This window comes from Streptomyces sp. NPDC006309, from assembly GCF_040613095.1.
In the GTDB taxonomy this organism is placed as follows: Bacteria; Actinomycetota; Actinomycetes; order Streptomycetales; family Streptomycetaceae; genus Streptomyces.
Genome location: NZ_JBEXRO010000002.1, coordinates 325,996 through 350,788, shown reverse-complemented (window position 1 = coordinate 350,788; position 24,793 = coordinate 325,996). Strand labels below are relative to the sequence as shown.

21 protein-coding genes are annotated in these 24,793 nt (G+C 72.7%); 17 read left to right on the top strand and 4 right to left on the bottom strand.

From position 1 onward, the window contains the following. Positions 1 to 156 precede the first annotated feature (156 nt). From ABZ117_RS04065 to ABZ117_RS04045, 5 genes are all read left to right on the top strand, one after another. A complete protein-coding gene (locus ABZ117_RS04065; protein WP_356817149.1) occupies positions 157 to 2,004 on the top strand; it encodes a RiPP maturation radical SAM C-methyltransferase in 1,848 nt (615 codons plus the stop codon). After that, positions 2,001 to 2,540: a DUF5825 family protein gene (locus ABZ117_RS04060; RefSeq protein WP_356817147.1), complete on the top strand. Its 540-nt coding sequence runs from the start codon at positions 2,001 to 2,003 to the stop codon at positions 2,538 to 2,540. The genes ABZ117_RS04065 and ABZ117_RS04060 overlap by 4 nt, the downstream gene beginning before the upstream one ends. Positions 2,541 to 2,641: 101 nt before the next feature. Beyond that, the gene (locus tag ABZ117_RS04055; protein ID WP_356817145.1) at positions 2,642 to 3,865 is read left to right on the top strand and encodes an arginine deiminase; all 1,224 of its coding nucleotides are present in this window, start codon (positions 2,642 to 2,644) and stop codon (positions 3,863 to 3,865) included. 62 nt (positions 3,866 to 3,927) lie between these two features. Continuing rightward, a complete protein-coding gene (gene argF, locus ABZ117_RS04050) occupies positions 3,928 to 4,935 on the top strand; it encodes an ornithine carbamoyltransferase (protein ID WP_356817144.1) in 1,008 nt (335 codons plus the stop codon). A 100-nt stretch (positions 4,936 to 5,035) separates the two neighbouring features. Next, entirely contained in the window at positions 5,036 to 6,484 is a 1,449-nt protein-coding gene (locus ABZ117_RS04045; protein ID WP_356817142.1) for an amino acid permease, read from the top strand. Here the strand turns inward: ABZ117_RS04045 and ABZ117_RS04040 are convergent. Next, on the bottom strand, positions 6,444 to 6,881 hold the full coding sequence (locus tag ABZ117_RS04040; protein ID WP_356817140.1) for an ATP-binding protein: 438 nt from the start codon (positions 6,879 to 6,881) through the stop codon (positions 6,444 to 6,446). The genes ABZ117_RS04045 and ABZ117_RS04040 overlap by 41 nt on opposite strands. A 215-nt stretch (positions 6,882 to 7,096) precedes the next feature. On the opposite strand from ABZ117_RS04040, the gene ABZ117_RS04035 reads away from it, so the two are divergent. Both ABZ117_RS04035 and ABZ117_RS04030 read left to right on the top strand, forming a co-directional pair. Continuing rightward, positions 7,097 to 7,924, top strand: coding sequence for an enoyl-CoA hydratase family protein (locus ABZ117_RS04035; protein ID WP_356817139.1), 828 nt, complete (start codon positions 7,097 to 7,099; stop codon positions 7,922 to 7,924). Between the two features lie 7 nt (positions 7,925 to 7,931). Beyond that, positions 7,932 to 10,292 (top strand): bifunctional salicylyl-CoA 5-hydroxylase/oxidoreductase, encoded by a 2,361-nt coding sequence (locus ABZ117_RS04030; RefSeq protein WP_356817137.1) that lies wholly within the window; start codon positions 7,932 to 7,934, stop codon positions 10,290 to 10,292. 34 nt (positions 10,293 to 10,326) lie between these two features. Here the strand turns inward: ABZ117_RS04030 and ABZ117_RS04025 are convergent, their stop codons facing one another. Next, positions 10,327 to 11,139, bottom strand: a complete 813-nt coding sequence (locus ABZ117_RS04025; protein WP_356817136.1) for a PaaX family transcriptional regulator C-terminal domain-containing protein — start codon at positions 11,137 to 11,139, stop codon at positions 10,327 to 10,329. Beyond that, positions 11,136 to 12,746, bottom strand: coding sequence for an AMP-binding protein (locus tag ABZ117_RS04020; RefSeq protein ID WP_356817134.1), 1,611 nt, complete (start codon positions 12,744 to 12,746; stop codon positions 11,136 to 11,138). The genes ABZ117_RS04025 and ABZ117_RS04020 overlap by 4 nt, the downstream gene beginning before the upstream one ends. Positions 12,747 to 12,976: 230 nt before the next feature. On the opposite strand from ABZ117_RS04020, the gene ABZ117_RS04015 reads away from it, so the two are divergent. The 3 genes from ABZ117_RS04015 to ABZ117_RS04005 all read left to right on the top strand — a co-directional run bounded on the left by ABZ117_RS04015 (position 12,977) and on the right by ABZ117_RS04005 (position 15,100). Then, complete coding sequence (locus ABZ117_RS04015) at positions 12,977 to 14,107, top strand: acyl-CoA dehydrogenase (protein ID WP_356817132.1); 1,131 nt, start codon at positions 12,977 to 12,979, stop codon at positions 14,105 to 14,107. After that, a complete protein-coding gene (locus ABZ117_RS04010) occupies positions 14,104 to 14,502 on the top strand; it encodes a RidA family protein (protein WP_356817130.1) in 399 nt (132 codons plus the stop codon). Before ABZ117_RS04015 ends, ABZ117_RS04010 begins: the two co-directional genes overlap by 4 nt. A gap of 151 nt (positions 14,503 to 14,653) precedes the next feature. Further along, the gene (locus ABZ117_RS04005) at positions 14,654 to 15,100 is read left to right on the top strand and encodes a DUF6299 family protein (RefSeq protein ID WP_356817128.1); all 447 of its coding nucleotides are present in this window, start codon (positions 14,654 to 14,656) and stop codon (positions 15,098 to 15,100) included. Positions 15,101 to 15,197: 97 nt separating this feature from the next. Here ABZ117_RS04005 and ABZ117_RS04000 read toward each other — a convergent pair whose 3' ends face one another. Continuing rightward, positions 15,198 to 16,016: a GntR family transcriptional regulator gene (locus tag ABZ117_RS04000; RefSeq protein WP_356817126.1), complete on the bottom strand. Its 819-nt coding sequence runs from the start codon at positions 16,014 to 16,016 to the stop codon at positions 15,198 to 15,200. Positions 16,017 to 16,319: 303 nt separating this feature from the next. Between ABZ117_RS04000 and ABZ117_RS03995 the strand changes: the two genes are divergently transcribed. The 7 genes from ABZ117_RS03995 (at position 16,320) to ABZ117_RS03965 (ending at position 24,784) form a co-directional block, all read left to right on the top strand. Then, the gene (locus tag ABZ117_RS03995) at positions 16,320 to 17,600 is read left to right on the top strand and encodes an extracellular solute-binding protein (RefSeq protein WP_356817125.1); all 1,281 of its coding nucleotides are present in this window, start codon (positions 16,320 to 16,322) and stop codon (positions 17,598 to 17,600) included. A gap of 121 nt (positions 17,601 to 17,721) precedes the next feature. After that, a complete protein-coding gene (locus tag ABZ117_RS03990; protein WP_356817123.1) occupies positions 17,722 to 18,723 on the top strand; it encodes a sugar ABC transporter permease in 1,002 nt (333 codons plus the stop codon). Further along, positions 18,720 to 19,550, top strand: coding sequence for a carbohydrate ABC transporter permease (locus ABZ117_RS03985; protein ID WP_356817121.1), 831 nt, complete (start codon positions 18,720 to 18,722; stop codon positions 19,548 to 19,550). Before ABZ117_RS03990 ends, ABZ117_RS03985 begins: the two co-directional genes overlap by 4 nt. Before the next feature lie 8 nt (positions 19,551 to 19,558). Continuing rightward, complete coding sequence (locus tag ABZ117_RS03980; protein WP_356817119.1) at positions 19,559 to 21,070, top strand: glycoside hydrolase family 3 protein; 1,512 nt, start codon at positions 19,559 to 19,561, stop codon at positions 21,068 to 21,070. Positions 21,071 to 21,225: 155 nt separating this feature from the next. Continuing rightward, positions 21,226 to 22,257, top strand: a complete 1,032-nt coding sequence (locus ABZ117_RS03975; RefSeq protein ID WP_356817117.1) for a phytanoyl-CoA dioxygenase family protein — start codon at positions 21,226 to 21,228, stop codon at positions 22,255 to 22,257. Continuing rightward, positions 22,254 to 23,543 carry a DUF6271 family protein gene (locus ABZ117_RS03970; RefSeq protein WP_356817115.1) on the top strand — a complete coding sequence of 430 codons (1,290 nt, stop codon included), beginning with the start codon at positions 22,254 to 22,256 and terminating at the stop codon, positions 23,541 to 23,543. Before ABZ117_RS03975 ends, ABZ117_RS03970 begins: the two co-directional genes overlap by 4 nt. Beyond that, on the top strand, positions 23,540 to 24,784 hold the full coding sequence (locus tag ABZ117_RS03965; RefSeq protein WP_356817114.1) for a type III PLP-dependent enzyme: 1,245 nt from the start codon (positions 23,540 to 23,542) through the stop codon (positions 24,782 to 24,784). Before ABZ117_RS03970 ends, ABZ117_RS03965 begins: the two co-directional genes overlap by 4 nt. The last annotated feature ends 9 nt before the right edge of the window (positions 24,785 to 24,793 follow it).

Here is a 24,793-nt window from a genome sequence, read left to right as displayed (position 1 = left end):
TGCTGTCCATACGGTGGACAGCCGTGCGGCACAAGGGTGTTGGCGGGTCGTGAGGGGAGTGGCGGGCGTGGAGATCAAGAAGGTGGTGGTCCGCGAGGACCCGAAGAGCACCACGCGCAGGCCGGCGATCCTGGAGAAGCGGCCGACCCGCTGAACATGCGCGTCCACCTCGTCACCATGCCATGGCATCCGCTCGACCTGCCCTCGCTGCAACTGGGCCTGCTGCACCGGATCGTGCGGCAGGCGCGTCCCGGCGACGAGGTGACCGAGTTCCACGGGTCGCTGCGCTGGGCGGAGTTCCTGCTGGAGCGGACCGGCGGCCGGCTGCTGCCGGGCGACTGTGTGGAGGTCGGCAGCGACGGCATCTTCCACGGCCTGGGCGACTGGGTCTTCTCCGGAGTCCTCCACGACGACCCCGGCTGGGGCCTGGCCCGGCTGCGGGACTACGCGGCCGGCCGGGACGTCCGCATCGACACGGCCGTCGCGATGCGTCCCTACGCGGCGCCCTTCGTCGACGCCTGCGCCACCGAGGTGCTGGCGGCCGAGCCGGACGTGGTCGGGTTCACCAGCACCTTCATGCAGAACGTGCCCTCCCTGGCGCTGGCCCGCGAACTCAAGCGAAGGAGACCGGAGTTGACGGTCGTCTTCGGCGGCGGCAACTGCGAGGGCCCCATGGGCCACGCCCTGCACCGCAACCACCGCTTCGTCGACCACGTGGTCCGCGGCGAGGCCGAGTACGCCTTCCCGGCCCTGTTACGGCACCTGGCCGACGGCACCACCCCCGCGGACGTGCCCGGCCTGTGCTGGTGGGACGGCAGCACGGCGCGGGCCAACACGGAGACCCGGCGCACCGTGGCCCCCGCCGACATCCCCTCACCGGACTACGACCAGTGGCAGGCCGCGCTGGACGCCTCCCCGGTCCGGGAGCACATCCACCCCAAGCTGGTCGTGGAGGGAGCCCGGGGCTGCTGGTGGGGCGAGAAGCACCACTGCACCTTCTGCGGCCTGAACGGCACCGCCATGGAGTTCCGGGCCAAGCCGGGGGAGCGGCTGTGGGCCGAGATCGACCGGCTGGTGCGCCGCCACCGCCTCCTCGACGTGGTCACCGTCGACAACATCATCGGCATGGCCTACTTCCGCGACTTCCTGCCCCGTGTCGCCGGCAGCGGCTGGGACCTGCGGCTGCACTACGAGGTCAAGTCGAACCTCACGGCCGACCAGCTCCGGCTCCTCGCCGCGTCCGGCACGGTGCACATCCAGCCCGGCATCGAGAGCCTGGGCAGCCGGGTCCTGGACCTCATGGACAAGGGCGTCACCGGCGCCCGTAACGTCCGCACCCTGCGCGAGTGCGAGAACCACGCGCTGACCTGTTCCTGGAACCTGCTGTACGGCTTCCCCGGCGAGAGCGCCGACGACTACACGCCCGTCATCGACCAGCTCCCGAACCTGGTCCACCTCCAGCCGCCCAGCGGCGCCCACCGCATCCAGCTGGAGCGGTTCAGCCCCCACTTCACCGATCCGCGGCTCGGCTTCGGCAAGCGCCGCCCGGCCGGCATGTACCAGCACGTCTACGACCTGCCCGAGGAGGAACTCACCGACCTCGTCTACCTGTTCGACACCGAGGAGGCGGGCATCACCGGCCGGGTCGAACGGCGGCTGCGGGAGGCCGTGGCCGCCTGGCGGGCCGGGCACGCGCACTCCCGGCTGCTCTTCGAGGAGGACGGCGCGGACCTGCTGGTGCACGACCGGCGGCACGGCCGCCCGCCCGCCGGCCACCGCTTCACCGGCTGGCGCGCCGCGGCCCTGCGCCGGCTGGAGGACGGCCGGACCGTCCCCGCGCTGCACCGGCTGCTGGCCGCCGACGGCCACGAGGTGCCGTCCGGCGCGCTGGCGGACTGGGCCGAGGAGGCCCTGCGGCTCGGCCTGCTGTTCCGGGACGGCGCCACCTACGTGTCCCTGCCGACCTGGGGCGAACCGGTGCGGCTGCCCGAGGGGGCCGGATGACCGGGCCGGCCGCGACCGTGCCGCACCGGCGGACCGGGCAGCGGGTGGAGGCGGCCGGGCCCCTGGACCTGAGCGGAAGCGGGCGCGGGACCGCGGAGGCGGTGCGGTTCCTGCGCGAGTGCCAGGGCCTCGGCCTGCGCGTGGACTGGCGGGCGGCGGGCACCCCGTCGTACGACCTCGCCCTGCTGCACCACCTGCCGCCGCCCACCGCGCTCCCCTCGCCCGCCCCCGGGCAGGCGGACTGGCGGGCGGCCTACGGCCACGGCATCCTCTACCACCGGCGCGGCCCGGACTTCGTCACCGTCCTGGACCGCCGGGAGCGGGGCACGGCCGTGCGGCTCACCCTGGACCACCCCGCTCTCGTCGGCACGTTCCTGCGCCTCCTGGAGCCGACGCCCCTCGACGCCCTGGACCCCGTCGGACGCGAGGCGCTCGGCCTGCTCGCCGACGAACGGCTGGTCCTCGCCGCCGGCGGGTGGGCGGTGAGCCTGCCGCCGCGGATCCGGCGGTGGCCGGTCCCGTGCACCGCGATCTGAGCCGGCCCCGCGCACCGCTCGGGGCCGCAGTGACGAAGAACGCCGACGCGGATCCGGCCGGGCAGGGGGTGAACCCCGCCCTGCGTGGTCAGGATGGAGGCATGGGATTCCACGTCGACTCCGAAGCCGGGCGGCTGCGCCGCGTCATCCTGCACCGGCCGGATCTGGAGCTCAAAAGGCTCACCCCCAGCAACAAGGACGCCCTGCTCTTCGACGACGTGCTCTGGGTGCGCCGGGCGCGCGCCGAGCACGACGGCTTCGCCGACGTCCTGCGCGACCGCGGGGTCGAGGTCCACCTCTTCGGGGATCTGCTCGCCGAGACCCTGGCGCTGCCCGAGGCCCGCACGCTCGTCCTGGACCGCGTCTTCGACGAGAAGGAATACGGCCCGCTCGCCACCGACCACCTGCGGGCCGCCTTCGACGGCATGGCCCCGCCCGAGCTGGCCGAGGCGCTGGTCGGCGGCATGACCAAGCGGGAGTTCCTGGACGCGCACGCGGAACCGGCCTCGGTCCGCTTCCACGTCATGGACCTGGACGACTTCCTGCTGCGCCCGCTGCCGAACCACCTGTTCACCCGCGACACCTCCGCCTGGATCTACGACGGCGTCTCCATCAACGCCATGCGCTGGCCCGCCCGGCAGCGCGAGACCGTGCACTTCGAGGCGATCTACCGGCACCACCCGCTGTTCCGTGACGAAACGTTTCACGTCTGGTCCCGGGGGCAGGCCGACTACCCCTCCACCATCGAGGGCGGCGACGTCCTGGTCCTCGGCGGCGGCGTCGTCCTGATCGGTATGAGCGAGCGCACCACCCCGCAGGCCGTCGAGATGCTCGCGCACAAGCTGTTCGCGGCCGGTTCGGCGCGCACGATCGTGGCCCTGGACATGCCCAAGCGGCGCGCGTTCATGCACCTGGACACGGTGATGACCATGGTCGACGGCGACACCTTCACCCAGTACGCGGGCCTCGGCACGCTCCGCTCGTACACCATCGAACCGGGCGTCGGCGAGCGGGAGCTGAAGGTCACCGACCATCCCCCGGAGCACATGCACCGCGCGATCGCCGCCGCGCTCGGCCTCGGCGAGATCCGGGTGCTGACCGCCACCCAGGACGTGCACGCCGCCGAACGCGAGCAGTGGGACGACGGCTGCAACGTCCTCGCCGTGGAACCCGGTGTCGTCGTCGCCTACGAGCGGAACGTGACCACCAACACCCATCTGCGCAAGTGCGGCATCGAGGTGATCGAGATCCCGGGCAGTGAGCTGGGCCGGGGCCGGGGCGGTCCGCGGTGCATGAGCTGTCCCGTGGAACGAGACGCCGTATAGAAATGTGGAAGGTCGTATAGACTTTCAGGGTCATCCGTAGTCGTACGTCTGGAGCGCCCGCCATGGCGACAGTGCCGACGGCCCTCGCCGGCCGCCACTTCCTCAAGGAGCTCGACTTCACCGAGGAGGAGTTCCGCGGCCTGGTCGAGCTGGCCGCCGAGCTGAAGGCCGCCAAGAAGGCCGGGGCCGAGACCCAGTACCTGCGGGGCAGGAACATCGCGCTGATCTTCGAGAAGACCTCGACGCGCACCCGCTGCGCGTTCGAGGTCGCCGCCGCCGACCAGGGCGCCCACACCACCTACCTCGATCCCTCCGGCTCGCAGATCGGGCACAAGGAGTCCGTGCGGGACACCGCCCGGGTCCTCGGCCGGATGTACGACGGGATCGAGTACCGGGGCGACAGCCAGGCCAAGGTCGAGGAGCTGGCCGCGCACGCCGGCGTGCCCGTCTACAACGGCCTCACCGACGACTGGCACCCCACCCAGATGCTCGCCGACGTGCTCACCATGACCGAGCACAGCGCCAAGCCGCTGCGGAAGATCGCCTTCGCCTACCTCGGCGACGCCCGCTTCAACATGGGCAACTCCTACCTGGTCACCGGCGCCCTGCTCGGCATGGATGTCCGGATAGTCGCCCCGAAGGCCTACTGGCCCGCCCAGGAGATCATCGACCGCGCCCATGACCTGGCGGCGTCCAGCGGTGCCCGCATCACCCTCACCGAGGAGACCGCCGAGGGCGTCGCGGGCGCCGACTTCGTGGCCACCGACGTCTGGGTCTCCATGGGCGAGCCCAAGGAGGTGTGGAGCGAACGCATCACCGCCCTCGCCCCCTACGCCGTCACCATGGACGTCCTGCGCGCCACCGGCAACCCCGACGTCAGGTTCCTGCACTGCCTGCCGGCCTTCCACGACCTCGGCACCGAGATCGGCCGGGAGATCCACGACCGCCACGGCCTGACGGCCCTGGAGGTGACCGACGAAGTGTTCGAGTCCGCGCACTCGGTCGTCTTCGACGAGGCCGAGAACCGCCTGCACACGATCAAGGCGGTGCTGGTGGCGACACTCGCCTGACCCGCCTTATCCTGACCGGCGGCCCGGAGCCACCCCTTCCGGGGCCGCCGCCGCGCCCGTACGACGGGTGCCCGCACCACCAGAAACGAGCACCACCCGCATGCCCGCTCCCCGCATCAAGTCCCCGCACGTCCTCGTCGCCGAATCCGGCGCCGACCGCGAGGGGCACGGCCTGAAGCGCACCATGGGCCTCTTCCAGCTCATCTGCTTCGGCGTCGGCGCCATCGTCGGCACCGGCATCTTCGTCGGCCTCTCCGACTCCGTCGCCCAGGCCGGCCCGGCCGTCGTCGTCTCCTTCATCCTCGCCGCGCTGACCTGCGTCTTCACCGCCTTCTCCTTCGCGGAGCTGGGCGGAGCCATCCCGGTCTCCGGTTCCTCGTACTCCTTCGCCTACGCCGGCCTCGGCGAGTCCACCGCGTTCCTGGTCGGCTGGTGCCTGCTGCTGGAGTACGGCATCTCCATCTCGGCCGTCGCGGTCGGCTGGAGCCAGTACGTCAACGAGCTGCTGCACAGCCTCACCGGCTGGCAGCTCCCGGCCGCCCTGTCGGCGGGGCCGGGCGACGGCGGGGCCGTGAACCTCCCCGCGGTGATCGTCATCGCCATGGCCTCCGTGCTGCTCGTGCGCGGGGTGCGCGAGAGCGCCCGGGCCACCGCCGCCATGGCCGCCGTCAAGCTGGCCATCCTGCTCGCCTTCTGCGCCATCGGCTACAGCGCCTTCAAGGACGGCAACCTCACCCCGTTCTCCCCGGCCGGCCTCGGCGGCATCGGCGCGGGCACCACCGCCGCGTTCTTCTCCTACATCGGCTTCGACGCGATCACCACCGCCGGCGAGGAGGCGAAGAACCCGCGCCGGGACGTGCCCGTCGCGATCCTCGTCTGCATGGGTCTGGTCACCCTGCTCTACTGCGCCGTCGCGGTCGCCGCGATCGGCGCCATCGGCGGCGACCAGGTCGCCGGCCGGCCCGCGGCCCTCTCCTACGTCGTCAACGAGGTCACCGGCTCGGCCGTCGGCGGCGGTGTCATCGCCTTCGGCGCGGTCGTCGCCATCGCCTCCGTCGTCCTCGCCGTGATGTACGGCCAGACCCGCATCCTGATGTCGATGTCCCGGGACGGCCTCGTCCCGGCCGTCTTCGAGAAGGTGTCCCCGAGGACGTCCACGCCCGTCGCCGGCACGCTGATCGTCGCCGTCGTCTTCGCGGTCCCGGCGGCCTTCGCCTCCCTCGACGCAGTCATGAACCTGTGCACCATCGGCACGCTCGCCATCATGGCCGTCGTCAACATCTCCGTGATGGCCCTGCGCCGCCGCGAGCCGGGCCTCGCCCGCAGCTTCCGCGTGCCGCTCTACCCCGTGGCACCGCTGCTCGGCGTCGGCTTCTGCCTGTACCTGATGTACGAGACGGGCTGGCGGACCTGGATCCAGTTCGCCGTGTTCCTCGCGGCCGGCCTGCTGGTCTACGGCGCCTACGGCCGCCGGCACTCCACGCTGGCCACCGCCGCGCCGGACGCCGTCACGCCGGACGCCGCTGAGCGGGAACCACAGGCAGTCTGAACCACACCGCCTTGCCCGACGGGGTGGGGCGGTGCCCGCACGAGGAACTCAGGGCGCGGATCAGGAGCAGCCCGCGCCCGCCCTCGTCCCACACGTCGGGCTCCTCGATCACCGGCCGGGTCAGATGGCCGGGCGGCGCGGGGTCCGGGTCGTGCACCTCGACCCGGCAGCCGGTCGGCGCCAGCTCCACCACCAGCTCGATCGGGCCCCGCCCGGCGGTGTGCTCCACCGCGTTGGCCACCAGCTCGGCCGTGAGCAGCTCCGCCGTGTCGCAGTCGGTCACGTGCTCCACCTCGGTGAGCGCGGTGCGCACCAGGGCGCGGGCCACCGGCACCGCCGCCGTGGTGTGCGGCAGCGCGATGCGCCAGGAGGCCGGTCGGGCGGAGCGTTCGGGCAAGGTGAGTCCGTTTCGTGGAGCAGGCTGTCCTGCTTTCGGCTGTGGGAAATGGTACGGGCCCGGCTCCGCGGGCCGTCGCCGGGCGTCGTCCGGTGCCTCCGAGCCCGGGCGACGGCCCCGCCTTGTCGCGCACCCGTGACGACAGTCACAAACAGGTGATAACTTCGTCAGGAAGAGCAACGTACGGCACCGCCCCGCCTAGGAGGCCGCACGTCATGAGTCCCTTCACCGGCTCCGCCGCCCGCACCGCCGACTGGGAACACCTGCGCGTCCGGTTCGACGACGGGGTCGCCACCGTCACCCTCGCGCGTCCCGAGAAGCTCAACGCCCTCACCTTCGGCGGCTACGCCGACCTGCGCGACCTGCTCGCCGAGCTGTCCCGGGAGCGTGCGGTGCGCGCCCTCGTCCTGGCCGGCGAGGGCCGCGGCTTCTGCTCCGGCGGCGACGTCGACGAGATCATCGGCGCCACGCTGTCGCTGGACACGGCCCAGCTGCTCGACTTCAACCGGATGACCGGCCAGGTGGTGCGGGCGATCCGGGAATGCCCGTTTCCGGTGGTCGCGGCCGTCCACGGCGTCGCCGCCGGCGCCGGCGCCGTCCTCGCCCTCGCGGCCGACTTCCGGATCGCGGACCCCTCGGCCCGCTTCGCCTTCCTCTTCACCCGGGTCGGTCTCTCCGGCGGCGACATGGGCGCGGCCTATCTGCTGCCCCGGGTCGTCGGCCTGGGCCACGCCACCCGCCTCCTCATGCTCGGTGACCCGGCTCGGGCCCCCGAGGCCGAGCGCATCGGCCTGATCAGCGAACTGACCGAGGAGGGCCGCGCGGACGAGGCCGCCCAGGCCCTCGCCCGCCGCCTGGCCGACGGCCCGGCCCTGGCCCACGCCCAGACGAAGGCCCTGCTGACGGCCGAGCTGGACATGCCGCTGGCCGCGTCGGTGGAACTGGACGCCTCCACCCAGGCCCTCCTCATGAACGGCGCGGACTACGCCGAGTTCCACGCCGCGTTCACGGAGAAGCGCCCGCCGAAGTGGCAGGGAAGGTGAGCTCGTGATGCCGACCCCGGACGGACCGGACCGAGGGGCGCGGGGAACCGCGCGACCGGCCACCGACGGCCTGCGGACACCGGCCGCGGGCGGCCGGCCCGCGCGTATAGCGGTCGTCGGCGGCGGCCCCGGCGGCCTCTACGCCGCAGCCCTGCTGAAACGCCGCGACCCCGCCCGGGACGTCACCGTCTGGGAACGCAACGCCCCGGACGACACCTTCGGCTTCGGCGTCGTCCTGTCCGACGAGACCCTGGGCGGCATGGAACACGCGGACCCCGTCGTCCACGAGGCCCTCAGCCGGGACTTCACCCGCTGGGAGGACATCGACGTCGTGCACCGGGGCGTGCGGCACCGCTCGGGCGGACACGGATTCGCGGCCCTGGGACGGCGCCGGCTCCTGGAGATCCTGCACGCCCGCTGCCACTGTCTCGGCGTGCGGATCAACTTCCGTACCGAGGCCCCGCACCCGGACGTCCTGGCCGCCGGACACGACCTCGTCATCGCCGCCGACGGTGTCCACAGCACCGTCCGCGCGGCCTACGCGCAGGTGTTCCGCCCCCAGGTGGCCGAACACCACTGCCGCTACCTGTGGCTCGCCGCCGGCCTGGCCTTCGACGCCTTCCGTTTCGAGGTCGCCGAGACCGAGCACGGCGTGATGCAGCTGCACGGCTACCCGTACGCGCCGGACGCCTCCACGGTCATCGTCGAGATGCGCGAGGAGGTCTGGCGGGCGGCGGGGTTCGACGACATCACCCCCCGAGAATCCGTCGAACGCTGCGCCAAGATCTTCGCCGACGCGCTCGGCGGCCGGCCCCTGCGCTCCCACAGGCCGGCCTGGACCACCTTCCGCACGGTGGTCAACGAACACTGGTCGCACGGCAACGTCGTCCTCCTCGGCGACGCCGCCCACACCGCCCACTTCTCCATCGGCTCCGGCACCAAACTCGCCGTGGAGGACGCCGTGGCCCTCGTGGCCTGCCTGGAGGAACAGCCCGGCATCCCCAGGGCACTGGCGGCCTACGAGGAGGAGCGCAAGCCCGTCGTCGCCTCCACCCAGCGGGCCGCCCGGGCCAGCCTGGAGTGGTTCGAGAACCTGCGGCTGTACCTGCGCCAGCCGCCCCGCCAGTTCGCCTTCAACCTCCTCACCCGCAGCCGCCGCGTCACCCACGACAACCTCCGCCTGCGCGACGCCCACTTCACCGGCGCGGTCGAGCGCGAGTTCGGCTGCCCGCCCGGCACACCCCCGATGTTCACACCGTTCCGGCTGCGCGGCCTGACCCTGCGCAACCGGGTCGTCGTGTCACCGATGGACACGTACTGCGCCACCGACGGCCTCCCCGGCGACTTCCACCTCGTCCACCTGGGCGCCCGCGCCCTCGGCGGGGCCGGCCTGGTGATGACCGAGATGGCGTGTGTGAGCGAGGACGGCCGCATCACCCCGGGCTGCGCCGGCCTCTACACCGGGCGGCAGGCCGAGGCCTGGCGGCGCGTCACCGACTTCGTGCACACCCGGGCACCGGGCACCGCGATCGGCGTGCAGCTCGGGCACTCCGGCCGCAAGGGCTCCACGAAGCGGATGTGGGAGGGCATGGACGAGCCGCTGCCCGACGGCAACTGGCCGCTCCTGGCCGCCTCGCCGCTGCCCTACCGGCCGGACGGCCAGGTCCCGCGCCAGCTCTCGCGCGCCCAGCTGACCGACATACGCGAGCAGTTCGCCGCCGCCGCGTGGCGGGCCGCCCGGGCCGGCTTCGACCTGCTGGAACTGCACTGCGCCCACGGCTATCTGCTCTCCGGCTTCCTCTCCCCGCTCACCAACCGGCGCACCGACGCCTACGGCGGCTCGCTGGAGCGGCGGCTGCGGTTCCCGCTGGAGGTCTTCGACGCCGTACGCGCGGTGTGGCCGGCGGAACGGCCCATGACCGTCCGGATCTCCGCCACCGACTGGGCGGAGGGCGGGACGACCGCGGAGGACGCCGTCGAGATCGCCCGGGCGTTCGCCGCGCACGGCGCCGACGCCCTCGACGTCTCCACCGGGCAGGTGGTGGCCGAGGAGCGGCCGGAGTTCGGGCGGTCGTACCAGACGCCGTTCGCCGACCGCATCCGGCACGAGGCGCGCGTCCCGGTGATCGCGGTCGGCGCGATCTCCTCGTGGGACGACGTGAACTCCCTGATCCTGGCCGGGCGGGCCGACCTGTGCGCACTGGCCCGCCCGCACCTGTACGACCCGCACTGGACCCTGCACGCGGCGGCCGAGCAGGGGTACGAGGGCCCCGGCGCCGGCTGGCCCGCGCCCTACCGCGCGGGCAGCCGGCCCCCGCGCACCGGCCGCACCGACGCGCCCAGGCCCCGCCTGTCGCTCGGCGGCTGAGAACCGCCGCCCCGGCTCCCGGGGACGCCGGGGGTCACAGCCCCGCGAACTCCGCGCCCGCGTCCCGCAGCCGTTCGTGCAGGCCCCGGAAGACCTCCGCGGACCGGACGCCCGGCCAGTCGGCGGGCAGCAGCCGGGCGGGCAGGCCCGGGTCGGTGTAGGGCAGGTGGCGCCAGGAGTCCAGGACGAGGAGGTAGTCCCGGTAGGCCTCCTCGGGCGGGGTGCCGGTGCGCCGCTGCCAGGCGTGCAGCACCGGCGCGTGCGTGTCCAGGAACCGCTCGTGCTCCTTGGCGATCGCGGCCAGGTCCCACCAGCGGGCCACGGCCTCGCCCGTCGGCGCGAAGCCCAGGTGCTCGCCGCGGAAGAAGTCCACGTACGGATCCAGGCGCAGCCGGCGCAGGGTGTGCTCCGCCTCCTCGTACAGCCGGGCCGGGGCGATCCACACCCCCGGGGCCGCCGTGCCGAACCCCAGCCGGGCGAGCCGGGAGCGCAGCACGTGCCGCTTCTGCCGCTCCGATTCGGGCACCGAGAACACCGCGAGCACCCAGCCCTCGTCCCCGAAGGGCGCGGTGGCGTAGATGCGCCGGTCGCCGTCCTCCAGCAACTGGCGTGCCTCGGCGGACAGTTCGTAGCCGGCGGCGCCGGAACCGGTGCGGGCCGGCAGCAGCAGGCCGCGCCGTTTGAGCCGGGACACCGAGGAGCGCACGGAGGGCGCGTCCACCCCTACCGCGGCCAGCAGCCGGATCAGCTCGGCGACGGGCACCGGGCCGGGCACGAAGCGGCCGTACGCGCCGTAGAGCGTGACGATGAGGGACCGGGGGGCGTGTTGCTCGGACACGTTGATCATTTTAGGTCGTCGGCATCGCCGCTGGTCACGTGGGTGCGCAGCCGGAACCGCTGCACCTTGCCGGTGGCCGTGCGGGGCAGCGCGTCGAGGAAGACGAACTCGCGCGGGCACTTGTAGGGCGCCAGTTCCGAGCGGAGGAAGGCGCGCAGCGCCTCGGGGTCGCGCCGGGCTCCGGCGCGCAGCACGGTGTAGGCCACCGCGATCTGGCCGCGGGCCTCGTCGGGGCGGCCCACGACCGCCGTCTCGGCCACGTCCGGATGGCGCAGCAGCGCGTCCTCCACCTCCGGGCCCGCGATGTTGTACCCGGCGGAGATGATCATGTCGTCGGCACGGGCCATATGGCGGAAGTACCCGTCGGCCTCGCGGACACACGTGTCCCCGGTGACGTTCCAGCCGTCCCGGACGTACTCCCGCTGCCGCGGGTCGGCGAGATAACGGCAGCCGACCGGGCCGCGTACCGCGAGCAGACCGGGCTCGCCGTCGGGCACGGGCCTGCCGTCGGCGTCCTGGACGCGCGCCTGCCAGCCCGGGACCGGGACACCCAGGGTGCCGGGCCTGATCCGCTCGTCGGCGGCGGAGACGAAGATGTGCAGCAGCTCGGTGGCGCCGATGCCGTTGATGAGGCGCAGGCCCGTGCGTGCGTGCCAGGCCCGCCAGGTGGCCGCGGGCAGGTTCTCGCCGGCCGACACACAGCGCCGCAGCGACGACAGGTCGTACCGGTGCATGTCGTCCAGCATGGCGCGGTAGGCGGTCGGCGCGGTGAACAGGACCGAGACCCGGTGCTCGGCGATCGCGGGGAGCAACTGCCGGGGGCCCGCCCGCTCCAGCAGGAGCGCGCTGGCGCCGGCGCGCAGGGGGAAGATCACCAGTCCGCCGAGGCCGAACGTGAATCCGAGCGGGGGGCTGCCCGCGAAGATGTCGTCCCCATGGGGGCGCAACACATGCTTCGAGAAGGTGTCGGCTGTTGCCAGCACATCCCGGTGGAAGTGCATGCACCCCTTCGGGTGGCCGGTCGTGCCGGAGGTGAACGCGATCAGCGCGACGTCGTCGGCGGCGGTGTCCACCGCCGGGTACGGGGCGGCGGGCGCCGGGCGCCGCAGGAGGTCGTCGGGGGTGTCGCCGCCGTACGTGGTGATGCGCAGCCCCGGTATCCGGGCCCGCGCCAGGTCGTCCACGGCCCGTATGTCGCACAGCGCGTGCCCCACCCGGGCGATACCGCACAGGGTGGCCAGTTCGTGCGGGCGCTGCTGGGCCAGCACGGTGACCGCGACCGCGCCCGCCTTCAGCACGGCCAGCCAGCAGGCGGCGAGCCACGGGGTGGTGGGGCCGCGCAGCAGGACCCGGTTGCCCGGAACCACGCCCAGGCCGGTGGTGAGGACGTGCGCGATGCGGTCGACGCGCGCCCGCAGCTCGCCGTACGTCCAGGTGGCACCGGCCGGGGTGCGGAACACCGGGCGGTCCGGATCGGCGTGGTCCACCAGCTCCGCGGCACAGTTCAGCCGGCCGGGGTAACGCAGCTCCGGCAGGTCGAACCGCAGCTCGGGCCAGGCGTGCGGCGGTGGGAGGTGGTCGCGCGTGAACGTGTCGACGTGGGCCGAGCGATGCATGGCGGTCCGCCCCCTTGCCGTGACAGACGTCCGGACGGGCTTCCTGGTGGGCTCGCATCTGGAGCGTATCGTGTTGGTGACGGCAGTCAACTGTGCGCGATAACGTCAGGGGGAGACGGGAAGCCGCCTCGGAAGGTGACGGCACGTCGGTGGGGGCGCGCGCCCCCGGATGGCGAGCGTCATGGCGTCGCGGGGAGGGTCCGTTGTCCTTCCCGGAGGGAGGAACGGCAGTGTCCGCATTCTCGCTCGGGCCGGAACAGGCCGCCTGGTGCGCCGAGCTGCGCGCGCTGGCCGCCGGACCGCTGCGCCCGCTCGCCGACCGGGGCGAACCCGGCCGCGTCAACCGGCCGCTCCTCGCCGAACTGGGCCGCCTCGGGCTGCTCGCCCGATTGTTCGACTCCGGCGCGCTCGACCTGTGCCTGATGCGCGAGTCCCTCGCCCAGGCCTGCACCGAGGCCGAGACCGCACTCGCCCTCCAGGGCCTGGGCGCCCACCCGGTGCACGCGCACGGCACCCCGGCCCAGCGCGGGCACTGGCTGCCCCGGGTCGCCGACGGCAGCGCCGTCGCCGCGTTCGCGCTGAGCGAGCCGGGGGCCGGTTCGGACGCGGCGGCGCTGGCCCTCGCGGCCGAGCCCGACGGCAACGGCTGGCGCCTCACCGGCGCCAAGTGCTGGATCTCCAACGCCCCCGAGGCCGACTTCTACACCGTCTTCGCCCGCACCACCCCCGGCGCCGGCGCCCGGGGCGTCACCGCCTTCCTGGTCCCCGCCGACCGGCCGGGACTCACCGGCAGTCCCCTGGAGATGCTCTCCCCGCACCCCGTCGGCGCCCTCGCGTTCGACGCCGTTCCCGTCACCGCCGACGACGTGCTCGGCGAGCCCGACCGCGGCTTCGCCGTCGCCATGGGCACCCTCAACCTCTTCCGCCCCAGTGTCGGGGCCTTCGCGGTCGGCATGGCCCAGGCCGCACTGGACGCCACCCTCACCCACACCAGCCGGCGCGAGGCGTTCCGGGGCCGGCTGATGGATCTCCAGGCCGTGTCCCACCAGGTCGCCGAGATGGCGCTGCGCACGGAGGCGGCCCGGCTGATGGTGTACGCGGCGGCCTCCGCGTACGACGCGGGGGCCGCCGACGTACCCCGGCGCGCCGCGATGGCCAAACTGCTCGCCACCGAGACCGCCCAGTACGTCGTCGACACCGCTGTCCAGTTGCACGGCGCCCGCGCCCTGCGCCGCGGCCACCTCCTCGAACACCTCTACCGCGAGGTGCGCGCGCCCCGGATCTACGAGGGCGCCAGCGAGGTGCAGCGAGGGATCATCGCCAAGGAGCTGTACGCCACGGCACCCGAGGAGGCCCGGTGACGACCGAGCGCGTCAACCCGCCCGAGCTGTCCCCGCCCACGGGGTTCTCCCACGCCGTCGTCGCGACCGGTTCCCGCGTGGTGTTCCTCGCGGGCCAGACCGCCCTCGACGCCGACGGCGAGGTCACCGGCGGCACCCTCCCCGAGCAGTTCGGGACGGCGCTCGGCAACCTCCTCACCGCCCTGCGCGCGGCCGGCGGCAACCCCGCCGACCTGGCCCGTGTCACCGTCTACGCCACGGACGTCGCCGCCTACCGCGCGCACGCCCGGCAACTGGGCGGCATCTGGCACCGGCTGGCGGGCCGTGACTATCCCGCGATGGCCGTCGTGGAGGTCGTCCGGCTGTGGGACGAGCGGGCGCTGGTCGAGCTGGACGGGTTCGCCGTACTGCCGTAGGGCGACCCGGCCCGCGCACCCGCCGTACCCCCGCCCGACCGGCTCCGGCGGTGCCATGACGCACCGCCGATGGGGTGACGGTCACGCCCGCCCGCTTAGCCGCCCGGTACCAGTGGAATTCCTCGAATCCATCGAAACCGGGAGGTATCACATGCCCCTGCGCCCCGCACTCGTCACGGCCCTCGGTGCCGCCGCCCTGCTGTGCGCCGCCGCCGGCCCGGCCGGCGCCGCCCCCGCCGGGACCGTCACCGACCCTTCCGAGACCGTCACCGTCGACACCGTCGGCCGGCTCGCGTCCGACGGCTCGGTGACGCTCTCGGGCACCTACCGCTGTGCCGGCGGAACCGGCCCGGTCTTCATCAGCTCCTCGGTCAGCCAGGGCGACTCCCGGGTCCGGCACGGCATCGGCGGCGGCCTGGCCCGGTGCGACGGCGCCGAACACCGCTGGGAGAACTCCGGGCAGGTCTCCTCGGAGGTGCTGAACGCCGGGGCGGCGCACGTCGAGGCCACCCTCACGGAGCTGCGCCCCACGGGCTTCCTGCTGCTGCCGGCCTTCCACGCGGTGACCGGGCAGGACGTCACGCTCGTCCAGGGGTGACACCGGGCAGCCCCGCCCGTCCGTGGTCCGGCCCCTCACCGCAGGGGCCCGACGGACGACTCCCCGCCCACCGGCCCGCGGCCGCCGCCCGCCCGGTTCAGGCGCAGCCGGGTCCGTCCCGGTCCGCGGCGACCGTCCTGCGCCGGACCACCGGGGCGCCCGGCCGGTGCAGGGCGGCGACGAACTTGTAGCGGGAGCCCCGGTACACCGAGCGCACCCACTCCACGGGGGAGCCCTCCGCGTCCCGTGAGTGCCGGGAGAGCAGGAGCATGGGCAGCCCCACGTCGGTGCCGAGCAGCTGCGCCTCGCGCGGGGTGGACAGCGAGGTCTCGATGGTCTCGTCGGCCTCGGTGAGGTGGACGCCGTACACCTCGGCGAGCACCGTGTACAGCGACGGGCACCCGGCCAGGGAACGGCGCAGGCCGGGGAAGCGCCGTACGGACAGGTGGGTCGTCTCGATCGCCATCGGATCGCCGCTGGCCAGCCGCAACCGCTCGATGCGCAGCACCCGTTCGCCGATCCCGATGCCGAGCAGGCCCGCCAGTCTCTCGTCCGCGGGCACCTCCGCGACGTCCAGCGTCTGCGAGGCGGGCGTGAGGCCCTGCGCCCGCATGTCCTCGGTGTGCGAGGTGAGCTGGAGCGTGCGGTACAGCTTGGGCTGGGCGACGAAGGTGCCCTTGCCCTGGATCCGGTCGAGCCGGCCCTCGCCCACGAGTTCCTGGAGCGCCTGGCGGACGGTGGTCCGGGAGGTGTCGAACCGCACGGCGAGCAGCCGTTCCGCGGGCATGGCCGAACCGGGCTGGAGCGCCTCGGCCATACCGAGGAGCTGCTGCTTGATCCGGTAGTACTTCGGCACGCGCGCGGTGCGGCCGGGCACTCCTCTGTGCGGCTGGGCGCTGCTGACGTCGGTGGTCATGCCTGCCTTCCCGGCTGGGTCGATGGGCTCCCGTTATAGCGACCAACTGCCTTATGGTCTAGTCCAACTGGCCCGTCCGGGGGAATGCGGCCGAATGCGGACGGACGCGCTCCGGTGTCTTTCTCGTAACGGCCGGGACCGGCTTCCCGAACCACCCTTGACACTCCAAAAGGTCTAGGCCAAGCTCCACCGTACTGGTCTACACCATTAGTGGCCAGGTCCCGAGCCCTACGTGCAACAGCGTCATATGCAGGTCACCGCCGAGGGCGTGGGGGGATAAGTGGCATCCCTGAGGAGGGTGGCGTGAAGCGCAAGCTTGCGGCCGCGATCGTGATCGCGGGCATGATGGTCTCCGTGTCGGCGTGCGGCGGAGACAACGGCGACGACAGCGGCAAGAACGCCGGACCGGACAGCTTCAAGGGGCAGACGCTGACGGTCTGGGCGATGGACGGCTCCACGCCGGACCAGTGGTCCAAGGACGTCACGGCCGCCTTCGAGAAGAAGACCGGCGCCAAGCTGAAGTTCGAGACGCAGAAGTGGGACGGGATCCAGCAGAAGATCACCACCGCCCTCTCCGAGTCCACTCCGCCGGACGTGCTGGAGGTCGGCAACACCCAGACCCCGGCCTACGCGGCCACCGGCGGCCTGGCCGACCTGAGCGACCTGAAGAAGGAGATCGGCTCCGACTGGACGCCGTCGGTCTCCCAGTCCTCGGTCTACGAGGGCAAGCAGTACGCCGCCCCCTGGTACTTCGCCAACCGCGTGGTCATCTACAACAAGAGGATCTGGGCGAAGGCCGGCATCAAGAACACCCCCAAGACCCGCGACGAGTTCTACCGGGACCTGGAGACCATCGGCAAGAAGACCGACGCCGAGCCGCTCTACCTGCCCGGCCAGAACTGGTACTTCTTCGACGGCCTGACCATCGGCCAGGGTGCCGACCTGGTGAAGAAGGACGGCGGCAAGTACGTCTCCAACCTCGGTGACCCGAAGGTCACCAAGGCCATGGAGATCTACAAGAAGTACGCCTCCTACTCCAAGGCCCCCAAGGACAAGGACGAGGCCACCCCGCAGCAGGCCGAGGTCTTCGCCAAGGGCAGGACCGGCGCCTTCATCGGCATGGGCTGGGAGGCCGGCACCGCCGTCACCGCCAACAAGGCGATCGAGAAGGACCTCGGCTACTTCACGATCCCCGGCGAGAGCGCGGACAAGCCCGAGGGCGTCTTCCTCGGCGGCTCCAACCTCGCCGTCGCGCAGGGCAGCAAGAAGCAGGCCCTGGCCAAGGAGTTCCTGAAGATCGCCCTGTCGGACCAGTACGAGGGCGAGCTGGCCAAGCTCAACGGCGTCATCCCGAACAAGCAGGCCCTGGAGAGCAACCTCAAGGGCAACGTCGTCGCCGAGGCCGCCGCTCCCGGCGCCGCCGTGGGTGGCACCACCCCGCTGATCCCCGAGTGGGGCGCGGTGGAGAACAGCCCCAACCCGATCAAGTCCTACATGACCGCCGTGCTCAACGGTAAGTCCCCGGCGGACGCCGCCAAGCAGGTCGAGGGCGAGATCAACAAGCGCCTGGCCCAGCAGAACTAGACCCGCGCCGGGGGCGCCACGAGGGGGCGCCCCCGGCTCACCTGTGCCGTGCGCACGGCCCGGAAGGTCGTGCGCACGGCCGAGGAAGTCGTTCGTACGGCCACGGAAGAGATGGCAACTCATGTCAGTGCAGACCGAAGGCACGGACACGGCCGGGGAGCCCGCCGTCCGCAAGGCCCGGGTACCGGCCCCGCCGCCAGGTGAGGACCGCGCCTTGGCCGGGGCCCCGTCCCGGCGTGCCGCCACCGCCCCCTACCTGCTCCTGCTCCCCGCGCTGCTGGCCACCCTGGTGCTGCTCGGCTGGCCCCTGGTCAAGAACGGCATGCTGTCGTTCCAGAACCTCAACCCGCGGCAGCTCATCCAGCACCTCACCGAGTGGAACGGCGTCGACAACTACCGGGAGGTGCTGTCCGGCGGGGAGTTCTGGCACGTCGTCGAGCGTTCCGTCGTCTTCACCGCCGTCAACGTCGTCCTGATCATGGTGATCGGCACCCTGATCGGGCTGCTGCTCGCCCGGCTCGGCAAGAAGATGCGGCTGCTGCTCATGGTGGGCCTCGTGCTGGCCTGGGCCATGCCGATCATCGCGGCCACCACCGTCTACCAGTGGCTGTTCGCCCAGCGCTTCGGCGTCGTCAACTGGGTGCTGGACAAGCTCGGCTGGCACTCCATGGCCGACCACAACTGGCTGGAGACCCAGCTCTCCACCTTCGCCGTGGTCACCCTGCTCATCGTCTGGCAGTCGATCCCGTTCGTGGCGATCAACCTCTACGCCGCCACCACCACGATCCCCAAGGAACTGTACGAGGCCGCCTCCCTGGACGGCGCCGGCGCCTGGCAGAACTTCACCTCCGTGACCCTGCCCTTCCTGCGGCCGTTCCTGTACGCCACGACGTTCCTCGAAGTCATCTGGGTCTTCAAGTCATTCGCGCAGATCTTCGCCATGAACGAGGGCGGCCCCGACCACCTGACCGAGACCCTGCCGATCTACGCCTACGTCCAGGGCGTCGGCAACCAGCACTTCGGGCTCGGCGCGGCGATCTCCTTCCTGACCATCGTGGTGCTGCTCGCCATCACCTCGTACTACCTGCGCATGGTGCTCAAGCAAGAGGAGGACGAGCTGTGAAGCGCTCGCTCATCGGCCGCATCTGGCCCAACGCGACCGCCGTCGTCCTCTTCGCCGGCTTCGTGTTCCCCGTCTACTGGATGTTCGCCACGGCCTTCAAGCCGACCGGTGACATCATCGCCGACGACCCGGTGTGGTTCCCGGCGCACGCCACGCTCGACCACTTCAAGAAGGCCGTCGACGCCGACCACTTCTGGACCCTGGTCCTCAACTCCGTCACCGTCACGGTCCTGTCGGTGCTCTTCTCGCTCGTCATCGCCCTGCTCGCGGCCTTCGCCCTCACCCGGATGCGGTTCCGTGGCCGGCGCGGTCTCATCGTGACGTTCATGCTGGCGCAGATGGCCCCCTGGGAAGTCATGATCATCGCCATCTACATGCTCGTCCGTGACAACGACATGCTCAACAGCCTGGTCCCGCTCACCGTCTTCTACACGATGATGGTGCTGCCCCTGACCATCCTGACGCTCCGCGGCTACGTCGCCGCCGTGCCCAAGGAGCTGGAGGAGTCCGCGATGGTCGACGGCTGCACCCGCTTCCAGGCCTTCGTCAAGGTGATCTTCCCGCTGCTCGCGCCCGGCCTGATGGCGACCTCGCTGTTCGGCTTCGTCACGGCCTGGAACGAGTTCCCGCTCGTCCTGATCCTCAACAAGGACATCGAGAAGCAGACCCTCCCGCTGTGGCTGTCCCAGTTCCAGACCGCCTTCGGCGACGACTGGGGGGCCACGATGGCCGCCTCGTCCCTGTTCGCGCTGCCCATCCTGATCCTCTTCATCTTCCTGCAACGCAAGGCAGTCAGCGGTCTCACCGACGGCGCCGTGAAGGGATGACGCCCCCGATGACCACCATCCCCACCACCGCCTCCGACAGCGGCTCCGCCCCGGGCGACACCCTCAGCAGGGATGCGCTCGCGGTGCTCCAGCCGGGGTTCGACGGCACCACCGCTCCCGACTGGGTGCGCCGCCGCCTCGGTGAGGGCCTCGCCTCCGTCGCCCTGTTCGGCCGCAACGTCGTCAGCGAGGAGCAGGTCACCGCCCTCACCGCCCAGTTGCGCGCCGAACGTGACGACCTGCTGGTCGCCATCGACGAGGAGAGCGGCGACGTCACCCGCCTCGACGTACGCACCGGCTCGTCCTTCCCCGGCAACCACGCCCTGGGCGCCGTCGACGACCCCCGGCTCACCCGGGCCGTCTCCCGCGAACTGGGCCGGCGCCTGGCCGCCTGCGGCGTCAACTTCGACTGGGCGCCCTCCGCCGACGTCAACGCCAACCCCGACAACCCCGTCATCGGCGTCCGCTCCTTCGGCGCGAGCCCCGATCTGGTGGCCCGGCACACCGCCGCCTGGGTCGAGGGACTCCAGTCCACCGGCGTCGCCGCCTGCACCAAGCACTTCCCCGGCCACGGCGACACCAACGTCGACTCCCACCACGCCGTACCCCGCATCGACGTCGACGCCGACACCCTCTACGCACGCGAACTGCCGCCCTTCCGCGCCGCGATCGCCGCCGGCACCCGCGCCGTCATGAGCGCCCACATCCTCGTCCCGGCCCTCGACCCGGACCGCCCCGGCACCCTGTCCCGGCGCATCCTCACCGAGCTGCTGCGCGGCGAACTCGGCTACCAGGGCCTCATCGTCACCGACGGCATGGAGATGCGCGCGATCTCCGGCACCTACGGCCTGGAGCACGGCGTGGTCCTCGCGATCGCGGCCGGCGCCGACGCCATCTGCGTGGGCGGCGGACTGTGCGACGAGGGCACCGTGCTGAACCTCCGGGACGCGCTCGTGGCCGCCGTACGCTCCGGTGCACTGCCCGAGGAACGGCTGGCCGACGCGGCCACCCGGGTGCGGGCGCTGGCCGCCTGGACTGCCGGAGCACGCGGTGACGCGGACAGGACCCCGGCCGACCCGGAGATCGGCCTGGTCGCGGCCCGCCGCGCGCTCACCGTGACCCGCGCCGGCGCCGCCGCACCCGTCACCGCACCCGTGTTCGCCGCCCAGTTCAACCCCGCCCCGAACATCGCCGTCGGCGACCAGACCCCCTGGGGCGTGGCCGCCGAACTCCAGCGGCTGCTGCCCGGCAGCACCGCCGGCTCCTTCACCGGCGACGGCGCCGGTGACGCCGTCCTCGCCGCGGCCGGCGGACGCCGGATCGTCGCCGTCGTCCGCGACGCACACCGGCACGACTGGATGCGCTCCGCGCTCGACTCCCTGCTCGCCGCCCGCCCCGACACCGTCGTGGTGGAGATGGGTCTGCCGCAGGCCCCGCCCCGCGGCGCCCTGCACATCGCCACCTACGGCGCCGCCCGCGTCTGCGGCGTGGCGGCGGCCGAGGCCGTCGTCGCCGGCTGACCCACGGCCGCACCGGGCCGCCCGCCCCGCGGCGGGCGGCCCACTCCTTCCCCTCCCCGCGGAATCCGGCGGCCCTCCCGCGCTCCGGCGCTTGCCACCGGCACATGTCTCACGCCCGACCCGAAGGTGTTCCCGTTCCACCCCGGAGTGATCGCATGCAGACACCCGCCCCCTACCTGCACCGAGCGGCGACCGGCCGCCCCTACTTCAGCGCCGACGGCGAGACCTACCTCGCCCCGGCGCCCCTGCGCGACCTGGAGAAGACCCAGCCCCTGCGCGTACTGTCCGAGGAGGACCTCGCGTTCTGGCAGACGTACGGCTACGTCGTCGTCCGCGAGGCCATCACCCCCGGCGACGCCAAGGAACTGCTCGACTTCGCCTGGGAGTTCCAGGGCCTCGACCCGGACCGCCCCGACACCTGGTACACCGAACCGGAGTTCCGCTCCGAACTGGACCGGCACCTCTACATCTACGGCTTCGTCGAGGCGTACCACCACCAGCTCCTGTGGAACAGCCGCCAGAACACCCGCGTCCACGGCGCCTTCGCGGACGTCTGGGACAGCGAGGAACTGTGGGTCACCCTGGACCGGCTCAACCTCAACCCGCCCAACCGGCACACCCGTTCACGCTCCCTGATCGAACCCACCGACGAGGGCTTCGACATCGAGCTGCACTGGGACGTCGACACCACCCTCGCCGTGCTGCCGCAGCGGGTCCAGGGCATCATCGCGCTCACCGACACCCGGCCCGAACTCGGCGGCTTCCAGTGCGCGCCCGAACTCTTCCGCCGCTTCGAGGAGTGGCGCGTCGCCCAGCCCCCCGGCCGCGACCCGGTCCGGCCCGCGATCGACCGCGCCGAGTTCCCCGTCGTCCGTCCCGACCTCCAGGCCGGCGACCTGCTGATCTTCAACGGGCTGCTCGCCCACGGCGTCGCGCCCAACCTCTCCGACAACGCTGTCCGGGCCGTCCAGTACCTGTCGATGATGCCCGCGCTGGAGGAGCACACCGCCCTGCGTGACTCCCGCGTGGAATCCTGGCGCACCCTCGCCACCCCCGACTGGAACGCCACCCTGCTCGGCGACGCCCGCACCCCCGAGGCCCTGCGTTACGGCACCGCCGAACTGAACGGCCTCGGGCGCAGACTGCTCGGTCTCGACTCCTGGGCCCTTGCGGAAGGCGTCCGGTGAACCGCGTCTGCCTCACCCTGCCCACCAACCGGGCCTGCTCGCCCACCATCACCACCGTGCACGCCGAAGCGACCTACGCCGCACGCCACTTCGGCGCCGACGTCCAGCTGCTGATCCTGGACTCCGCCGACGAGCGGACCCGGGCCGGGCACGCCCGCACGGTCGCCGCCCTGCCCCGCGAGCCGGGCGTGACCGTCCACCACCTCGACGAACACCAGCAACGCGACCGGCTGCGCCGGACGATCGCACGCGCCGGCCTGCCCGGCCCGGACCGCCTGCTGCGCCTGATGCTCCCGTCCGCCGTCTCCTACGGCGCCTGCACCAACCGCGCCTTCCTGCTGGCCGCCTCCCTCGGCTGCCACTCGGTGCACCGCAGGGACTCCGACAGCGCCTACCAGGTCCACTCCGGGGAACCGGTGTTCCCCATCCACCACGAGCTGCCCTGGCTGGGCCGGCCCGCCGCCGACGCCTCGGCCGCCGTCACCCGCACTGACCTCGACCCGGCCCTGGCACACCGCCCGGTCTCGCTGGCCGGGGCCTCCTTCATCGGCGAACTCTCCGTGGACATCGCGGAGATACGGCAACTGGACGAGAGCGTCTACCACGACGTGGTCGGTCTCTGGGCGCCCGGCGACTGGCCGGAGGACCGCACACGCGCGCTGGTCGAGGAGTCCTTCACCGGTGCGGGCACCGCACCCTTCACCGGGGACCACTCCACCCTCACCCTGGTCGACCCCATGCGCGTCGACATGTGCAACGTCGCCTTCGACCGGGCGGTCTACGAACGGGTGCCGCTCCCGCCCGCCACCGACACCATCGGCAGCGACTACTTCCTCCTCCACCTCGTCCACGACGCGGGACTGCCCGGCATCCTGCACAACCGGCACATCGAGAACTTCCACACCCCCGAACGCCGCACCGACACCGGCTTCCCGGCCTACCAGCGGCGGTTCGTGAAGTTCCTGCTCTCGATGCTCTACTTCCACCACGTCTACGACCGGATGGCCGCCGAGGGCGACCGGCTCCTGGGCCCCGACCTGCGCGTGCGCACCGAGGCCGTCACCGGCCTGCTGCGCGGGAGCACCGGAGCCGACCGCGCCGAGAACGTCTGGCGGCTCGACCGCGTCGACACGGCGTACCGCAAACTCGGCGGACGGTACGCCGCCTTCGCCGACCGGCTCGCGAGGGAACGCGACCGGTTACTGGACACGGCCCAGTCGGACATCGATGCCTTCGCCGACCTGACCGAGGTCTGGCCCGCACTCGTCGAGGCGGCCCGCACATGAACGGCCCACGACCGGCGCGGGGACGGCCGGCGCCCGTTCCTGACGGTCCCGGCGACCCTCTCCTCACCGCGCTGGCCACCGCCGAGACCGACCGCATCGTCTACGACCTGACCGGCATAGCGCGCCAGTACGACGCGCTGCTGGCCGAGTTGCCCGCGACCCGCGTCCGCTTCGCCCTCAAGGCCTGCCCCGTGGACGACGTCCTGAGCTGCCTGGCCGCCCGCGGAGCCGGGTTCGACGCGGCGAGCCCCGCCGAGATCACGCAAGCGCTGCGCGCCGGCGCGGAACCCGGCCGCATCCACTACGGCAACACCGTCAAGTCCGACCACGACATCGCCGCAGCCCACCGCCTGGGGATCCGCACCTTCGCCACCGACAGCGTCGAGGACGTCACCGCGATCGCCGGCCACGCCCCCGGCGCCCGCGTGTTCTGCCGCCTCGCCACCAGCGGGCACGGCGCCCTGTGGGGCCTGAACCGCAAGTTCGGCTGCACCCCCGGCGACGCCGTCCGTGTCCTGGAGACGGCCCGCGCGGCCGGCCTCGTCCCGGCCGGCCTGTCCGTGCACGTCGGCTCCCAGCAGATGACCGGCGAGGCCTGGCAGGAGGCGTTCGACACGCTCGCCGACACCCTGACGGCACTGGCCGGGCGGGGGATCGTACCCGACCACGTGAACCTCGGCGGCGGTCTGCCCGCGCTCGGCTACCGGGACCGCCACGGCGCCCCCCTCGACCCGCCCCTGGACAAGATCTTCACCGTCATCCGCGAAGGCACCGACCGCCTGCGCGGCCTCACCCCCACGCCCCTCGCCCTCGTCATGGAACCGGGCCGCCACCTCGTCGCCGACCACGGTGCCGTCCGCGCCCACGTCGTGCGGCTGACCCGGCGCCGGCAGCCGGACGGCGAGGACGCGCACTGGCTCTACCTGAGCTGCGGCAAGTTCAACGGCCTGTACGAGATGGACCAGGTGACGCACCGGCTGGTCTTCCCCGCCCACTCCCCGGCGGACGGCCACGTCCGGGCGGTCGTCGCCGGCCCCACCTGCGACAGCGACGACGCCTACGGCGGCGGCCGGCACCCCGTGTCCGTCCCCCGCTCCCTCACCTCCGGCGACCCCGTCTGGATCCTCTCCGCCGGCGCCTACGCCACCAGCTACACCACCCGGGGGTTCAACGGCATCCGCCCGCTGCCCTGCGTCTGCGTACCCGGCACCGCCCCCGACGCCCCCGACGAACGGCACTGAAAGGACACC